Source organism: Citrobacter sp. Cpo089 (genome assembly GCF_030332695.1).
Classification (GTDB): domain Bacteria; phylum Pseudomonadota; class Gammaproteobacteria; order Enterobacterales; family Enterobacteriaceae; genus Citrobacter; species Citrobacter portucalensis.
The window spans coordinates 161,229-177,852 of record NZ_JAOWHJ010000021.1 but is presented as its reverse complement, the minus strand read 5'-3'; the positions used below and the strand labels follow the sequence as shown (position 1 = coordinate 177,852).

The 16,624-nt window shown below is 53.5% G+C and carries 14 protein-coding genes and 1 other annotated feature; of the genes, 5 read left to right on the top strand and 9 right to left on the bottom strand.

Features of this window, described 5'->3' with window-relative positions; translation table 11 throughout:
• The first annotated feature begins 23 nt into the window (after positions 1-23).
• A complete protein-coding gene (locus tag OGX92_RS03020) occupies positions 24-818 on the top strand; it encodes a TraB/GumN family protein (protein WP_003831057.1) in 795 nt (264 codons plus the stop codon).
• Between the two features lie 200 nt (positions 819-1,018).
• On the top strand, positions 1,019-1,498 hold the full coding sequence (gene ybaK, locus OGX92_RS03015; RefSeq protein WP_003831056.1) for a Cys-tRNA(Pro)/Cys-tRNA(Cys) deacylase YbaK: 480 nt from the start codon (positions 1,019-1,021) through the stop codon (positions 1,496-1,498).
• Between the two features lie 107 nt (positions 1,499-1,605).
• Here the strand turns inward: ybaK and ushA are convergent, their stop codons facing one another.
• Entirely contained in the window at positions 1,606-3,258 is a 1,653-nt protein-coding gene (ushA, locus tag OGX92_RS03010; protein WP_003831055.1) for a bifunctional UDP-sugar hydrolase/5'-nucleotidase UshA, read from the bottom strand.
• Positions 3,259-3,432: 174 nt separating this feature from the next.
• Here ushA and fsr point away from each other — a divergent pair, with 174 nt between their 5' ends.
• Together fsr and ybaL are read left to right on the top strand one after the other, a co-directional pair.
• Positions 3,433-4,653: a fosmidomycin MFS transporter gene (gene fsr / locus OGX92_RS03005; protein WP_003021788.1), complete on the top strand. Its 1,221-nt coding sequence runs from the start codon at positions 3,433-3,435 to the stop codon at positions 4,651-4,653.
• Between the two features lie 225 nt (positions 4,654-4,878).
• Positions 4,879-6,558 carry a YbaL family putative K(+) efflux transporter gene (gene ybaL, locus OGX92_RS03000; RefSeq protein WP_003021783.1) on the top strand — a complete coding sequence of 560 codons (1,680 nt, stop codon included), beginning with the start codon at positions 4,879-4,881 and terminating at the stop codon, positions 6,556-6,558.
• A 45-nt stretch (positions 6,559-6,603) separates the two neighbouring features.
• On the opposite strand, the gene gsk is transcribed toward ybaL, so the two are convergent.
• Complete coding sequence (gsk, locus tag OGX92_RS02995) at positions 6,604-7,908, bottom strand: inosine/guanosine kinase (protein WP_003021781.1); 1,305 nt, start codon at positions 7,906-7,908, stop codon at positions 6,604-6,606.
• Positions 7,909-8,060: 152 nt separating this feature from the next.
• Between gsk and aes the strand changes: the two genes are divergently transcribed.
• Entirely contained in the window at positions 8,061-9,020 is a 960-nt protein-coding gene (gene aes / locus OGX92_RS02990) for an acetyl esterase (protein WP_168978543.1), read from the top strand.
• On the opposite strand, the gene hemH is transcribed toward aes, so the two are convergent.
• From hemH to apt, 7 genes are all read right to left on the bottom strand, one after another.
• Positions 9,017-9,979, bottom strand: coding sequence for a ferrochelatase (gene hemH, locus OGX92_RS02985; RefSeq protein WP_003831052.1), 963 nt, complete (start codon positions 9,977-9,979; stop codon positions 9,017-9,019). The genes aes and hemH overlap by 4 nt on opposite strands.
• A gap of 162 nt (positions 9,980-10,141) precedes the next feature.
• On the bottom strand, positions 10,142-10,786 hold the full coding sequence (gene adk / locus OGX92_RS02980; RefSeq protein ID WP_003021773.1) for an adenylate kinase: 645 nt from the start codon (positions 10,784-10,786) through the stop codon (positions 10,142-10,144).
• 231 nt (positions 10,787-11,017) lie between these two features.
• A complete protein-coding gene (htpG, locus tag OGX92_RS02975; RefSeq protein WP_286586225.1) occupies positions 11,018-12,892 on the bottom strand; it encodes a molecular chaperone HtpG in 1,875 nt (624 codons plus the stop codon).
• A gap of 110 nt (positions 12,893-13,002) precedes the next feature.
• On the bottom strand, positions 13,003-13,608 hold the full coding sequence (gene recR / locus OGX92_RS02970) for a recombination mediator RecR (RefSeq protein WP_003831050.1): 606 nt from the start codon (positions 13,606-13,608) through the stop codon (positions 13,003-13,005).
• Positions 13,608-13,937 (bottom strand): YbaB/EbfC family nucleoid-associated protein, encoded by a 330-nt coding sequence (locus OGX92_RS02965; protein ID WP_003021764.1) that lies wholly within the window; start codon positions 13,935-13,937, stop codon positions 13,608-13,610. Before OGX92_RS02965 ends, recR begins: the two co-directional genes overlap by 1 nt.
• A 57-nt stretch (positions 13,938-13,994) precedes the next feature.
• Positions 13,995-15,923, bottom strand: a complete 1,929-nt coding sequence (dnaX, locus tag OGX92_RS02960) for a DNA polymerase III subunit gamma/tau (protein WP_003831049.1) — start codon at positions 15,921-15,923, stop codon at positions 13,995-13,997.
• Positions 14,598-14,662, bottom strand: a sequence feature (DnaX frameshifting element). (Overlaps the previous gene by 65 nt.)
• Positions 15,924-16,040: 117 nt before the next feature.
• The gene (gene apt / locus OGX92_RS02955) at positions 16,041-16,592 is read right to left on the bottom strand and encodes an adenine phosphoribosyltransferase (RefSeq protein WP_003021759.1); all 552 of its coding nucleotides are present in this window, start codon (positions 16,590-16,592) and stop codon (positions 16,041-16,043) included.
• Positions 16,593-16,624: the final 32 nt, after the last annotated feature.

The following is a 16,624-nucleotide window of genomic DNA, read 5'->3' as shown; positions in this document are numbered from 1 at the left end:
GAAAGTCTACTTAGGGAGGTCGTATGGATCTGTTATACCGGGTAAAAACATTTTTCACCGCGCTACGCGGCAACCACTATACCTGGCCTGCCATCGACATTTCATTGCCCGGCAACCGCCATTTTCATCTGATTGGCAGTATTCACATGGGCAGTCGCGATATGGCACCTCTGCCTGCCAAATTACTCAAAAAACTCAACCATGCCGATGCGCTGATTGTCGAAGCGGATGTTTCCGGTGACGACGCGCCGTTTGCTAACCTTCCTACATTTGCCGCACTCGAAGAACGAATCAGCCCGGAGCAGTTAGAAAACCTGCGTAAAGTCACCAACGAACTGGGCATTTCCCCATCGCTGTTATCTACTCAGCCGTTGTGGCAAATCGCCATGGTATTACAGGCGACACAGGCACAGCAGTTGGGTCTACGGGCAGAATACGGGATTGATTACCAATTGCTGAAAGCGGCAAAACAAGCGCATAAACCCGTTATCGAGCTGGAAGGCGCATCCAGTCAAATCGAGCTGTTATGTCAGTTGCCTGATAACGGACTGGCCCTGTTGGACGATACTCTGACGCACTGGCATACCAATGCCAGATTGTTGCAACAAATGATGGGTTGGTGGCTTAAAACACCACCACGCAATAGCGAACTGACGCTTCCCAACACCTTTAGCCAGTCGTTGTATGACGTATTGATGCATCAACGTAACACAGCCTGGCGCGATCGGCTCAGAGCGATGCCTGCTGGTCATTACGTCGTGGCCGTTGGCGCGTTGCATCTGTACGGAGAAGGAAATTTGCCGGAGATGTTACGGTAAAAAAATGGCCAATATTTCTATTGGCCCGTCAAAGAGGAATTTCATCATTATTATGATCCCAATGCTTAAAGCATCGGTGTAGTTCGATTGTCGCTCAAAGTCATCATCCTGCCAATACTATTGCGCAAGATGGTACTATTTTTTAGACAGACATCAGGCGTATGCTTGAGTCGTATTTTGTCTGGTCCAGGAAAATTGCTATGACACCCGCCGTTAAATTACTCGAAAAAAACAAAATTTCTTTCCAGATCCATACCTACGATCACGATCCGTCCGAGACGAACTTTGGTGATGAAGTGGTGCGCAAGTTAGGTTTGAATGCGGACCAGGTCTACAAAACGCTGCTGGTTGCCGTGAATGGCGATATGAAGCATCTGGCAGTTGCGGTCACGCCTGTAGCCGGTCAACTGGATCTCAAAAAGGTCGCTAAGGCGCTGGGGGCTAAAAAGGTTGATATGGCCGATCCAATGGTTGCGCAACGAACCACCGGTTATCTGGTGGGGGGGATTAGCCCATTAGGACAGAAAAAGAGATTGCCAACGCTCATTGATGCCCCTGCCCAGACGTTTGACACCATTTATGTTTCCGGCGGCAAACGCGGGCTGGATATCGAACTGGCAGCAGGCGATCTGGCGAAAATTCTGGATGCGAAATTCGCCGACATCGCACGCCGTGATTAAGCGATTTTAGAATGATTGCCTGATGGCGCGCAGCTTTAAGGCCTACAAATCACACTGACTTGTAGGCCGAATAAGGTGCAAGCACCGCCATCCGGCGCTCCGCCCTGTTACTGCCAGGTAACTTCACCCTTCGGCTCATACATACTGGCATCCAGCGGTGAGTTCTTCTGCACGTACTCTTTCAGCACTTCCGCATCAATAAACCCGGTATTCACATAGCCTGGTTTGTTATCAATTCGCGGATAGCCATCGCCGCCGGTCGCATTGAAGCTCAGGGTCGCCATGCGATAGGTCTTGGCTGAGTCAACGGGTTCACCTTTGATTTTCAAATCGTTAAGCTTGCCATCTTTCGCCACAAAGCTGACATTAGCAAACTGCGGATAGGCCCCGGAGTCCGGCTTCATTTGTGCTACAGCGGTCAGATAGTCAATCACTTCTTTCCCACTCATGTCTGCATACACCACGATGTTTCCGAACGGCTGTACTTTCAGCACGCTCTTATAAGTGATATCGCCACCTTCGATGGAATCACGGATGCCGCCGCCGCTCATTACGCCAAAATCAGCGCTGGTTCGCGCCATTTGCGCAGCCAGCAGTAAATGTCCCATGTTGGTCTGCACGAAACGGACTTTGCTTCGGTCGCCTTCGAGGCGCGCATTGACGCTACCGATTTTCACGTCGAGCTGCGCTTTACCTTTATTCTGGAACGGCGTCAGCAGCGAAAGCATTTGCTGATTTTCAGCTATTTCCGGGGTGTAGAGTACGCGCTCACTTTTACCGTTGTCCCAGGTCACTTTTTTCTTCAGGTTGACGGGGATGAGCTGGTAGTTAACCATTTTCATTTCGCCGTTACGGAACTCAAAGTCAGCCCGGCCCACATATTTCCCCCACTCGTGCGCCTGCACAATCCAGATCCCATTTTGCTTGTCTGGCGCACACGGCGTACCCGGTACGTAATCAACCTGCTTCTTGTTCTCTGAAGCCATACACACCGGATCCTGCGAGTGACCACCGACAATCATCGCCAACGATCCCGCCGGCAGGCTACGCGCCATTTCGACATCGCCAGGGGCGTTCGAGCCGTGGTTGCCGTTGTCATAATGTCCCATATGGGTGGTTGCGATAATGATGTCTGGCTTTTCACCCATATTCAGTTCCTGAATAACCAGTTTGGCTTCATCAGCAGGTTTACGGAACTCAATATCGGTAAAGAACTCGGGGTTGCCTATTTTCGCCGTATCGTCAGTAGTCAAACCGAGTACGGCAATTTTTAAATCCTGGCGCTTAAAGATAGCCCACGGCTTAAACAAACGCTCGCCGGTGCTTTTCTGATAGATATTAGCCGAGAGAAACGGGAATTTGGACCATTTTTCCTGCTGGCGCAGTACGGTCATGGGATTATCAAACTCGTGGTTTCCGACCGCCATCGCATCATAGCCAATCAGGTTCATCCCGCGAAAATCAGGTTCCGCATCCTGCAGATCGGACTCCGGTACGCCGGTATTAATATCGCCACCGGAAAGCAGCAGTACGCTTCCCCCTTCCTCTGCCACCTCTTTACGAATACCGTCCACCAGCGTTTTTTGTGCCGCCAGTCCGTATTCTCCGTATTCGCTGCGCCAGAAGTGACCGTGATGATCGTTGGTATGCAAAATGGTAATTTTATAGGTTTTATCTTTTTCGTACGCTTGTGCAGGCTGACCTGCCAGCGTAAATGCGGCTAATAACGCCAGCGCCACGCCCCGTTTTAAAAACTTCATATTTCTCTCCCTGAGCCAAAATCAACGACTGAAATTACAATGATATGAAATAATAGTCGAAAATGTTTTCAGAAATGAGACTTCCTTCAAACACCTTCCGCAGGTATGTTAGTCAGGTAATAATAACAAAATAGATTACCCTCATAATCGCAACCCAAACAGAAGTGACTTTCTATGGCAATAAGTGAACCAACCCAGCCTGTGGCTGGCGCGTCAGCGTCGGTTGCTAAAGCACGCACCTCATTTGGCATTTTAGGAGCGATCAGCCTCTCCCATTTGCTAAACGATATGATTCAGTCGCTGATTCTGGCGATTTATCCGCTATTGCAGTCAGAGTTCTCGCTAACGTTCATGCAGATCGGGATGATCACCCTAACCTTCCAGCTTGCTTCTTCGCTGCTGCAACCGGTGGTGGGTTACTGGACGGACAAATACCCGATGCCGTGGTCGCTGCCCATTGGGATGTGCTTCACGCTGAGCGGACTTGTTTTGCTAGCCATGGCCGGCAGCTTCCATATGGTGCTGCTCGCCGCGGCGCTGGTTGGCACCGGCTCTTCGGTATTTCATCCGGAATCGTCCCGCGTGGCACGCATGGCCTCCGGCGGTCGTCACGGCCTGGCACAGTCAATTTTCCAGGTTGGCGGCAACTTCGGTAGCTCTTTGGGACCCTTGCTGGCAGCTGTCATCATCGCGCCATATGGTAAGGGTAATGTGGCCTGGTTTGTTCTGGCTGCGTTATTAGCGATTGTCGTCCTGGCACAAATCAGCCGTTGGTACGCTGCGCAGCATCGGATGAGTAAAGGAAAACCGAAAGTCGCCATCGTAAATCCGTTACCGCGCAATAAAGTGGTGCTGGCGGTAAGCATCCTGCTGGTGCTGATTTTCTCCAAATACTTCTATATGGCGAGCATCAGCAGCTATTACACCTTTTATCTGATGCAAAAATTCGGATTATCGGTACAAAACGCCCAGTTTCACCTGTTTGCCTTCCTGTTTGCCGTCGCGGCCGGGACGGTGATTGGCGGACCATTGGGCGATAAAATTGGCAGAAAATATGTTATTTGGGGGTCTATCCTCGGCGTTGCGCCATTTACCCTCGTTTTACCCTACGCAACGCTGGAATGGACCGGGATTTTAACCGTGATCATTGGTTTTATCCTCGCATCGGCGTTTTCTGCTATTTTGGTCTACGCGCAGGAACTGCTTCCTGGGCGTATCGGCATGGTTTCTGGACTATTTTTCGGTTTTGCCTTCGGCATGGGCGGCTTGGGAGCCGCGGTGTTAGGGCTGATAGCCGACCATACCAGCATCGATTTGGTCTACAAAATATGTGCTTTCCTGCCACTTCTGGGGATACTGACCATATTCTTACCTGATAACCGACACAAAGCCTGATTTTCTGACGGCCAAAAGTAAATTTTGGCCGTCATTACTTGCAGTAGCCATCAGCCTTTACCTCTCACATATCACCGTACTTTTCCGATCCGTGCTTTTTTGCGCGTAAAATCCCGTTTTCTTCAAAATTCAATAATTATTCATAAACATAAACATTAAAATTGTCATAAACTATTACTCGTAGTTTGGGTTTTTAGGATCATCACAGCAACCAAAGGAGACGGAATGCATCACGCCACCCCGCTTATCACCACCATTGTCGGCGGCCTTGTGCTCGCTTTTATATTAGGCATGATTGCCAATAAACTGCGTATTTCTCCTCTGGTGGGATATCTGTTAGCGGGCGTTCTGGCCGGTCCATTTACACCTGGTTTTGTTGCTGATACTAAGCTCGCGCCTGAGCTGGCCGAGCTTGGCGTTATTCTGCTGATGTTTGGCGTGGGGCTACACTTTTCGTTGAAGGATTTGATGGCGGTAAAGTCTATCGCCATTCCCGGCGCGATTGCCCAGATAGCGGTGGCAACGCTGCTGGGTATGGCGCTTTCGGCCGTATTAGGCTGGTCGCTGATGGTGGGGATCGTGTTTGGTCTGTGTCTTTCAACCGCCAGTACCGTGGTGCTATTGCGTGCACTTGAAGAACGACAGCTCATTGACAGCCAGCGCGGGCAAATTGCCATTGGCTGGCTGATTGTCGAAGATCTGATGATGGTGCTGACGCTGGTTCTCCTGCCAGCCGTCGCCGGGATGCTGGAAAAAGAAGACGTCGGTTTCGCCTCGCTGGCCGTCGATATGGGCATTACCATCGGCAAGGTGGTGGCGTTTATCGCGATTATGATGCTGGTGGGTCGTCGCCTGGTACCGTGGATTATGGCCCGCAGCGCCGCAACCGGTTCACGCGAACTGTTTACCCTCTCAGTCCTCGCCCTCGCCTTAGGCATTGCCTTTGGCGCAGTAGAGCTGTTCGATGTCTCCTTTGCGCTGGGCGCGTTCTTCGCCGGTATGGTGCTGAATGAATCTGAACTAAGCCACCGTGCGGCGCATGATACCCTGCCGCTGCGCGATGCGTTCGCCGTGCTGTTCTTCGTCTCCGTCGGGATGCTGTTCGATCCGTTAGTTCTGATCCAGCAGCCGTTGGCGGTACTGGGCACGCTGGCGATTATCATCTTTGGTAAATCCCTTGCCGCCTATTTCCTGGTGCGCCTGTTTGGTCACTCCCAACGCACGGCGCTCACTATTGCCACCAGCCTGGCGCAGATTGGTGAATTTGCCTTTATTCTGGCGGGTCTGGGAATGGCGTTAAACCTGCTGCCGCAGGCCGGACAGAATCTGGTACTGGCGGGGGCAATCCTGTCCATCATGCTCAACCCGGTGCTGTTCGCGGTGTTAGAAAAATATCTCGCCAAAACAGAAACGCTGGAAGAGCAGACGCTGGAAGAGGCTATCGAAGAAGAGAAGCAAATTCCGGTGGATATCTGCAATCACGCCCTGCTGGTTGGCTTTGGTCGCGTCGGTAGCCTGCTGGGTGAGAAATTGATGGCTGCGGGGATCCCGCTGGTAGTGATCGAAACCTCACGTACCCGGGTGGATGAACTGCGCGAGCGTGGGATCCGCGCGGTACTGGGAAATGCCGCCAACGAAGAGATTATGAATCTGGCGCATCTGGATTGCGCGCGCTGGCTGCTGCTGACCATTCCTAATGGTTATGAAGCAGGTGAAATTGTCGCTTCCGCACGTGAGAAATGCCCGTCGATTGAGATTATCGCCCGCGCGCATTATGACGATGAGGTGGAATATATTACCGAACGCGGCGCCAACCAGGTCGTCATGGGTGAGCGCGAAATCGCCCGTACCATGCTGGAGCTGATTGAAACGCCGCCTGCAGGTGAAGTTGCTACGGCCAGTTAGTGTCCGTGCCGGATAGCGTTATCGCTTATCCGGCCTATGCAAGATTTAACGGTCCCAGTACGACTCTTCCAGACTGTCTTCACGTTCCGGCAAACCGCGCGTCAGGCGCGGTGAATGCTGGTTCAGCACCTGATAACTCACGCGATTAGCATACTTACACACCTGGGCTAACGACGAATAGGTCAGCCAGGTGAACTTGTGCTTGCTGGAGTTAGGCACGTTGCTGCGGTGATAGCTGTTGGCGGTAATATCATGCAGCAATGCCGCCAGCGCACCATCACCTGCGCCGTTGGTGTTCATTATCTTTTCAGGTCCGCCCATATACGGTGCGATGTGCGAATACACGCGCAGCGGATTGGTACAGTCTTTATGGCGCATGGCGCGGCTGAATTCGTACTGGTTAAATTCGGCAATAGCACCGGGCAGCAGCGGATGCTGGGTTTTACGTTTGACTTCTTCTTCCGTAAAGCCCGCCATATACAGACCCGCCGGACCCGCCGTGCACAGCACCAGATCCACCCAATCCAGCGCCTTGTCAGATGCCAGCAGCGGATCGTTCTCGCCAGTCAGCGCTTCAGCCTCTTCTTCATTCATCGCCAGAATAGAGACATGCTCTTTCAGGAATGCCTGCCACCACTGCGGGTTATCGGCAATGACGAATTTGGTGCCCAGGGTCAGAACCACCGGCACATTGTGTTTTTTGGCATATTCAATCGCCTTCATGGTCGCTTCCGGCATCGGCTCACCCGGCTCGCAGCGCACCAGATAAGACGTCAGCACCAGCGCGGATGCTCCGGCAATCACCGATTCAGGGATGCTATCCGCCCGTAGCTTATTCATATGCCCAGGGCTGATTGCGAAGGTACGCTCACCTGACTCGCCAATCAGCGTAAAGCAGCGGCCAATCGGTCCGTTAACGCCTTGCAGGTAATTCAGGTCGGTACGGCTGGAGGTATTGCATAAATAGCGGTACGCATAGCTGCCAATCTCGATATTGCTGCACATCACGCCCAGCAGCACCGAGCGATCATCCGCCAGCACAGAGTAGTTGTGCATCGTGTTACCGATAGTACCGCCCGCAAACTGATGGGTGATCAAATTTTCACGCACCAGTTCCTGGTAGAGCGCTTCGGCGACATCATCGGCAATCACCAGAGAATGCCCGGCGCTTAATCCATAACGTTTTACAAAGTCATCATCCACTTTGGCTTCAATATCCACCAGCGTCTGGTCGATGCCCACCACCCAGGCTGCGCTGGTTTCATTTTCTGGCTGAATTTGTTGCAGCAACGGATCGCGCGCGCTGACGGGAAAATAGTGTTTGGATTTGCGTTTACCGGGAAATTTCATGGTCGATTTTACGGGTGGTTAACTGAGCGATGCATGGTAGCACATTCCCTGCCACGCATGCGATGCGGCGCTAAGTTTCAATATCAGACGGTGAGATCGCAGTTTAAACGGGATTAATTTCTACAATAACTCACCTTCACAAGGAGCGTTTTATGAAGCCGGAAAACAAGATCCCCGTACTCGACAGAATTTCGGATGAAATGAAAAGCGTGGTGAATTTTCATCGCGACGATCTGCCGCCGTGGCCCGCTGCAGATGACTTCGTGGCCCAGCGCCAGCACTACATTCATGAACGGCAGCTGTGGAATGCCGATGCCCCAGAGATGAATACCCGCGAATGCGTTATTTCTACCGCATGCGGCCCCGTGGCCACACGTATTTACTCACCGCAGCCCCATAGCCTGGCAACGTTGTATTATCTGCACGGCGGCGGTTTTATTCTCGGTAATCTGGATACCCACGACCGTATTATGCGCTTGCTGGCGCGCTATACGCAGTGCACGGTAATTGGTATCGACTATTCGCTTGCGCCAGAAGCCCGTTTCCCGCAAGCCATCGAAGAGATTGCCGCCGTCTGCCAGTATTTTCATCAGCACGCTGGCGACTATTCTCTTAATGTGAATCATATTGGTTTTGCGGGTGATTCCGCCGGGGCCATGCTGGCGCTTGCCAGCGCGCTGTGGCTGCGGGATAAACGCATTGTCTGCGGCAAGGTGGCTGGGGTGCTGTTGTGGTATGGGCTTTACGGCCTGCAGGATTCACTGAGCCGACGGCTGATGGGCGGAGCGTGGGATGGGTTAACCCGCGAGGAATTGCAGATGTACGAAAACGCGTACCTGCGTAGCGCTGACGATCGCGAGTCACCGTATTATTGCCTGTTTAATAACGATCTGACGCGTGACGTGCCGCCGTGTTTTATCGCCGGCGCTGAGTTTGATCCGCTGATTGACGATAGCCGCTTACTATTCCAAACGTTGCAGGCGCATCAGCAGCCCTGCCAGTACAAAATGTACCCCGGCACGCTACACGCCTTCCTGCACTATTCGCGAATGATGAAAACCGCCGACGATGCGTTGCGGGAAGGCGCTCGTTACTTCAGAGCCCAGCTTTAACGGTAAGCGTCGGTCAGTTTAACCATCATTTCGATATGTTCCGGTGCGGCATTAAGCGCCGGAATATACTCATATTGCTTACCGCCAGCCTCAAGGAAAATTTCCCGGTTTTGTACCGCTATCTCTTCCAGCGTTTCGAGGCAATCTGCCGAGAAGCCCGGACACATAACCTGGATATGTTGTGTCCCTTTCTCCGCCAGCATTTTTAACGTTTCGTCGGTATATGGCGTCAGCCATGGTTCGCGACCAAAGCGAGACTGGAAGGTCATCATTACTTTTTCTGGCGGCAGGCCAAGCGCTGAAACCAACTCTCGGGTGGTATCACGACAGCGCTGCGGGTAGTCATCTCCTTCATCGGCGTACCGCTGCGGAATGCCGTGGTAGGAGAGCAGCAGCAAATCAGGTTCACCGTGTTGAGCAAATGAATCCCGGGCACTCTTCGCCAGCGCATCGATGTAGCTGCTGTCATCGGCGTAATCACGAATAAATGAAACGCCAGGAATACCGCGTTTACGCGCTAAGATACGCGCCAGTTCGTCCCAGACGGCCGCCACCGTCGAACAGGAATATTGCGGGTACAGCGGTAACACCACCATGTGTTCAACCCCGCTTGCCAACAGTTCATCGACCGCGCTTTCAAGCGACGGCGAACCGTAGCTCATTCCCAGCGCGACAGGGGTATTTGGTAGGCGTTCTGCCAGGGCCCGCTGTTGTGCCTTGCTATAAACCATCAGCGGGGAACCGTCTTCCATCCAGATTGACTGGTACAGCTTGGCTACGCGTGGCGCACGCAACGGTAAAATCACCCCACGCAGCAACGGCCACCACAGTGCAGGTGACGTATCAACTACGCGTGGATCGCTTAAAAACTGGCGCAGGTAGCGCTTAACGGCTTCGGGGGTTGGGGCATCGGGAGTGCCGAGGTTTGCCAGCAGGATACCGGTTTTCGTCTGACGCATTACCGCCTCTTATCGATTCAAATTGTTGATAATTGTAGCGGAAAAGCGATAAAGAAGAACTAATTGCTGTGAGAGGTAAGACGAGAATTTGCCTGATGGCGCTACGCTTATCAGGCCTACGCGATAATGGCAGGCCTGATAAGAGGTTTATTACGCGAAAAATTAGCCGAGGATTTTTTCCAGCGCTGCGCGCACGTCAGCAACGGCCTGAGTGCCATCAACTTTCGCGTATTTGGTGTTACCCGCCTGCGCTTCTTTAGAGTAGTAGCCGATCAGCGGAGCGGTCATCTGATGGTATTCCACCAGGCGCTTACGTACAGTTTCTTCCTGATCGTCTTTACGGGTGGTCAGCTCTTCGCCGGTCACGTCGTCTTTACCTTCAACCTTAGGCGGGTTGAATTTGATGTGGTAAACGCGGCCAGAAGCAGCGTGTACGCGACGACCTACAATACGGTCAACGATCAGTTCGTCAGGAACATCGAACTCCAGAACGTAGTCCACGTTGATGCCCGCTTCTTTCATGGCGTCTGCCTGCGGAATAGTACGCGGGAAGCCATCCAGCAGGAAACCATTACGGCAGTCTTCCTGAGCAATACGCTCTTTTACCAGCGCGATCACCAGTTCATCAGTCACCAGCTTACCGGCGTCCATGATGTCTTTCGCTTGTTTGCCCAGCTCGGAGCCAGATTTCACGGCAGCACGCAGCATATCACCGGTGGAGATTTGCGGAATACCATACTTCTCCATGATGAACTGAGCCTGAGTTCCTTTACCCGCGCCCGGAGCGCCAAGCAGAATGATACGCATTACGAAAATCCCCTTAAAGGTTGTCGATATTTTTTAAAAAGCGCTAAACGATACCACCATCACGCAATTGGCTCAAGAAAGACGCCCGACGCTGAAACGGTTAACGGTGGGAAAATTAAAAATAAGGCGAGAAAATGCCGGATGGCGGTGGAAACACCGTATCCGGCATACTATTACGAGATGCTGTAGGCCGGATAAGCGTTAGCGCCATCCGGCATTACATTACGGGTATCAGGACACCAGCAACTGGTTCATACGACGGATGAACTGGTTAGGGTCTTCCAGCGTGCCGCGCTCAGCAAACAGCGCCTGATCCAGCAGCAGTTCGACCCACTCTTTAAACTGCGCTTCATCCTGGGTATCCGCCGTGCGTTTTACCAGCACGTGGTCCGGGTTGAGTTCAAAGATATATTTCACTTCCGGTACGGCCTGGCCCGCAGCGGCAAACAGTTTCGCCATCTGGGTGCTCATTTCATCCGCATCGGTGGTGACGATGGCTGGCGTGTCGGTCAGACGGTGAGTCAGACGCACTTCTTTCACGCGGTCGCCCAGCAGGGTTTTCACGCGCTCAACGAACGGCGTCAGCGCTTTTTCCGCTTCTTTTGCCGATTCATCAACTTCATCCGCCAGCTTGTCGATGGACTCGTCAGCTTTAGCAACAGACTGGAATGCCTTACCGTCGAACTCGGTCAGGTAGTTCATCATCCACTCATCGATGCGGTCAGAAAGCAGCAGGACTTCAATGCCTTTCTTACGCAGCAGTTCCAGGTGCGGGCTGCTCTTCGCTGCCGCATAGCTGTCTGCGGTGATGTAGTAGATTTTCTCCTGCCCTTCTTTCATACGCGACACGTAGTCTTCCAGCGACACGGTCTGTGCGGAGGAGTCAGTGTGCGTAGACGCGAAGCGCATCAGCTTAGCGATCGTTTCCTGGTTGGCGTGATCTTCCGCCGGGCCTTCTTTCAATACCAGGCCGAACTGTTTCCAGAAGGTTTGGTATTTTTCCGCGTCGTCTTTCGCCAGTTTTTCCAGCATCTGCAGTACGCGTTTGGTCAGCGCGCTGCGCAGGTTACGGGTGACTGTGCTGTCCTGCAGGATCTCACGGGAAACGTTCAGCGGCAGATCGTTGGAATCTATCAGACCGCGCACAAAGCGCAGGTAGTTCGGCATGAACTGCTCGGCGTCGTCCATAATAAACACACGCTGGACGTACAGTTTCAGGCCATGCTTGTGATCGCGGTTCCACATATCCCACGGAGCCTGGGACGGGATGTACAGCAGGCTGGTGTACTCCTGCTTACCTTCCACACGGTTGTGGCTCCAGGTCAGCGGGTCAGTGAAGTCGTGGGCGATGTGCTTGTAGAATTCGTTGTACTCGTCGTCTTTGATTTCCGACTTGTTACGGGTCCACAGCGCCTGCGCCTTGTTGATCTTTTCCCAGGAAACCACGGTCTCGCCGTCTTTCTCTTCGGATTTTTCGATCTCTACCGGCAACGCGATATGGTCGGAATATTTGCTGATGATGGAACGTACGCGCCAGTCATCAAGGAACTCCTCTTCGCCTTCACGCAGATGCAGGGTGATTTCGGTGCCGCGATCGTCTTTGGTGATGTCGGCAACGGTGTACTCACCTTCGCCCGCAGATTCCCAGAACACGCCGTTTTCCGGCTTATCGCCCGCAGCGCGGGTACGCACGGTGACTTTGTCCGCCACGATGAACGCAGAGTAGAAGCCCACCCCGAACTGGCCGATCAACTGGCTGTCTTTCGCCTGATCGGAACCCATGGATTCGAGGAAAGATTTAGTACCGGATTTCGCAATGGTCCCCAGATGATCGATAACGTCATCACGGTTCATCCCCACGCCGTTATCGGCAATGGTCAACGTACGCTTATCTTTATCGAAGGAAACACGTACACGCAGCTCACCGTCGCCTTCATACAGGTCCGGGTTAGACAGGGCGCGAAAACGCAGCTTGTCTGCCGCATCCGAGGCGTTAGAGATAAGCTCACGCAGGAAGATTTCTTTATTGGAATACAGAGAATGGATCATCAGGTGCAGAAGCTGTTTGACTTCTGACTGAAAACCACGAGTTTCTTGTCCTTTCATGTAGATCTACCTCAACAAAGCCATTTTCAATGGTAAAAACACGTTGAGGGTGAAATGGGGACAAGCGGGAAGGATTTCAAGCGGAAGCCGCCGTCGCGGCCTCCGTTTGTTCAGAATTTAATCTTGTGTCGTCCTGCCAGAGAGTGCGACAGCGTAGTGCCATCGACCATTTCCAGCTCGCCGCCTACCGGAACGCCATGGGCGATACGGCTGGCTTCAACGCCATATTGCATGCAAAGCTCAGCAATATAGTTGGCGGTCGCCTCTCCTTCGACCGTGGGATTGGTCGCCAGGATCAGTTCGTTGATTTGCTCAGACTCCAGTCGCTGTTCGAGACGATCCAGCCCGATATCATCAGGGCCAATACCGTCCAGCGGCGACAGGTGTCCCATCAGCACGAAGTAACGTCCGGAAAACTGCCCGGTTTGCTCAATGGCGTAGATGTCCGCCGGACTCTCCACCACACAAATCTGACCGTTTTCCTGGCGACGCGGGTTCGAGCAAATGTTGCAGACGTCTTGCTCTGTGAAGGTGCGGCAATCGGCACAGTGGCCGATTTCTGACATCGCCTTCGTTAACGCCTGTGCCAGACGCATCCCGCCGCTGCGATCGCGCTGAAGTAGCGTGAACGCCATGCGCTGCGCCGACTTCGGGCCAACGCCGGGCAGACAGCGCAGTGCTTCCATAAGCTGAGTTAACAGCGGGCTGGTTTGCATCAGAACGGCATCTTAAAGCCAGGCGGCAGCTGCATTCCGGAGGAAACAGAGGCCATCTTCTCTTTCTGCGTCTCTTCAATGCGACGCGCCGCGTCGTTGAATGCCGCAGCAACCAGATCTTCCAGCATCTCTTTGTCGTCTTCCAGCAGGCTTGGATCGATCTCCACGCGACGGCAGTTGTGCGCGCCGTTAATGGTCACTTTTACCAGACCCGCGCCAGATTCGCCGGTCACTTCCAGCTTGGCGACTTCTTCCTGCATCTGCTGCATTTTTTCTTGCATCTGCTGGGCCTGTTTCATCAGGTTACCCAGACCGCCTTTACCAAACATAGGCTTCTCTCTCAATCACGTTAAGGGATGACGACCGTCAAACCATTAGGCTGACGATCAAATGGGGCGAATACTCTCTTCGTCCAGCTCCGCATCGAAAAAACGACGCAGCGTCTGGATGTTATTATCCGCAATAATCGACTCACGCGCCTGCGCGAGCTTCTCTTCATAAATGGCCTGACGCCACTCCAGCGGCGTACGCACCGCTGGATTATCATCTTCAACGATGGTCAATTCAACCGTTGACCCCGTTAAGGAACTCAGAGCTTCGGCCAGTTTTTGCTGCGCACCGCTGGAATTTAGGTGTCGCTGCGTGGAACGCAGATGCAGGCAAACTACGTTGCCATTCTCTTCTTTCCAGGCATTAAGCGCCACCTGCTCCACCAGTTTAGGCAGCGAGAGCTGACTCACCTGGGCGGCCCACGGGTCGCGTTCAATGGCTTCAGCCGCAAGCTTTGCCGCCAGTTCCGGCGTTTTTTCATGCTCAAGCGCTTTTTTCAGCGCTTTCGGCGTGGCAACGACTTCTTTAACTTCTGCAACAGGATTGGTCGCTTTCCAGCGATACGCTTCTTTCTTCGCCGGTGCTTTTTCCAGCGCAGAGACCGCCGGACGCGCCTGAACACGTTCCGACACCGAAGCCAGTCTTTCCAGCGCAGCATTATTCACCGGCCGCGCGCGGGAAGCGGCTGCCGGTTCACTCTTTTTTGCTTTGGTTGCTCCCTGAGCGCGTTGCAACTGGCTACGCGCCGCCAACACCTGACTGGTGGCATCGGAGAGCGGCACATTCTGTTGCTGTTGTGCAGGTGCAGGCTGCTGCTGCACCTGCGTCGGGGTCATCACCGCAGTGGGTGCGACCGGGGCAAACGACTGTCGTGGAACTTCAGGTTCCGGGAGCGGCATGCGCGGATGAAAAGCCAGCGCACGCAGCAGCGTCATTTCGACGCCCATTCGCCTGTCCGGCGCATATGGCAGTTCCTTGCGCCCGATTAACAAAGTTTGGTAGTAAAGCTGCACATCGGTTGGCGGAACAATTCGCGCCAGTTCACGCATACGCTGTTCAATGGCGGCCATATCGCTGCCGAGCGCGGCAGGCGAAAGCTGAACCATGGCAATACGATGCAGCAAAGCCGACATCTCAACCAGCAGCGCTTCCCATTCGATACCGCGCGCGGCGGCGTCGTTTACCAGCGCCATCACGCGTTCGCCGTCCGCAGCAACAACCGCTTCAACGAGCGAGAGCGCCTGGTCGTCGTCCAGCGTGCCGAGCATAGTGCTGACCGCCTCGGTCGAGACCTGGCCATCGCCGCTGGCGATCGCCTGATCGGTCAGGCTCAGCGCATCACGCAGGCTGCCGTCCGCGGCGCGAGCCAGCAGTTGCAGTGCACGTGGTTCATGGGCGATATGCTCTTCTTTGAGGATATGCTCAAGCTGATGGCGAATCTGTTCGACATCCAACGCTTTAAGATGGAATTGCAGACAGCGCGACAGGATAGTCACCGGCAGCTTCTGCGGATCGGTAGTCGCCAGCAGGAACTTAACGTGCGCGGGCGGCTCTTCGAGCGTTTTCAGCAAGGCATTAAAACTGTGGCGAGACAGCATGTGCACTTCGTCGATCAAGTAGACCTTAAAACGACCACGCGCAGGCGCATACTGGACGTTATCCAGCAGGTCACGGGTGTCTTCGACTTTGGTGCGTGAGGCGGCGTCGATTTCAATCAGATCGACAAAACGCCCCTGCTCGATTTCCCGGCAATTATCGCACACGCCACACGGCGTGGCGGTGATGCCGGTTTCACAGTTTAATCCCTTCGCCAGCAAACGGGCGATAGAGGTTTTCCCGACGCCACGGGTGCCGGAAAACAAATAAGCATGATGAATACGCCCTAACGACAAGCCGTTCGCCAGTGCCGTCAGCACATGTTCCTGGCCGACGACGTCAGCAAAGGTTTGTGGGCGCCATTTTCGGGCTAAGACCTGATAACTCATTGGCAGGCTCTGAAAGGCTGGAGGGTGGATTCACAGGGGGATAATGCTAACACAACCTCGCAGCGACGGCGAGGTTGTGTGTCTCGGTATTCGTCTACCGAGATAAGATAGCCCGACTTAGTGGCCCGGGAATGGAACCAGGCTATAACAGGTCAGCCCCTGTTTTTCCAGACGCTGTTCGCCGCCCAGATCAAACAGGTTAATGATAAAAGCAGCATCGGTAACTTCACCACCCAGACGGCGGATCAGCTTCACAGTCGCTTCAATCGTGCCGCCAGTTGCCAGCAGGTCGTCCACAACCAGCACTTTATCGCCAGGTTTGATGGCATCAACGTGGATTTCCAGCTGATCGGTGCCGTATTCCAGCTCATAGGTCTCAGCAATAACTTCTCGCGGAAGCTTACGGGGTTTGCGTACCGGAACAAAGCCGACGCCCAGACCCAACGCTACCGGCGCGCCAAACAGGAAGCCACGCGCTTCGGTGCCAACCACTTTAGTGATACCCGCATTTTTGTAGCGTTCAACCAGCAATTCAATGCTGAGGGCGTAGGCTTTCGGGTCTTCCAGTAAACTGGTGACATCACGAAAGAGAATGCCCGGTTTTGGGTAGTCGTGGATGCTTTTGATGCTATTTTTGAGAAACTCAAGCTGCTGTGCTGTCGCGGTCATAAGTTTGTGCCTGATTAATACAGTATTACTTC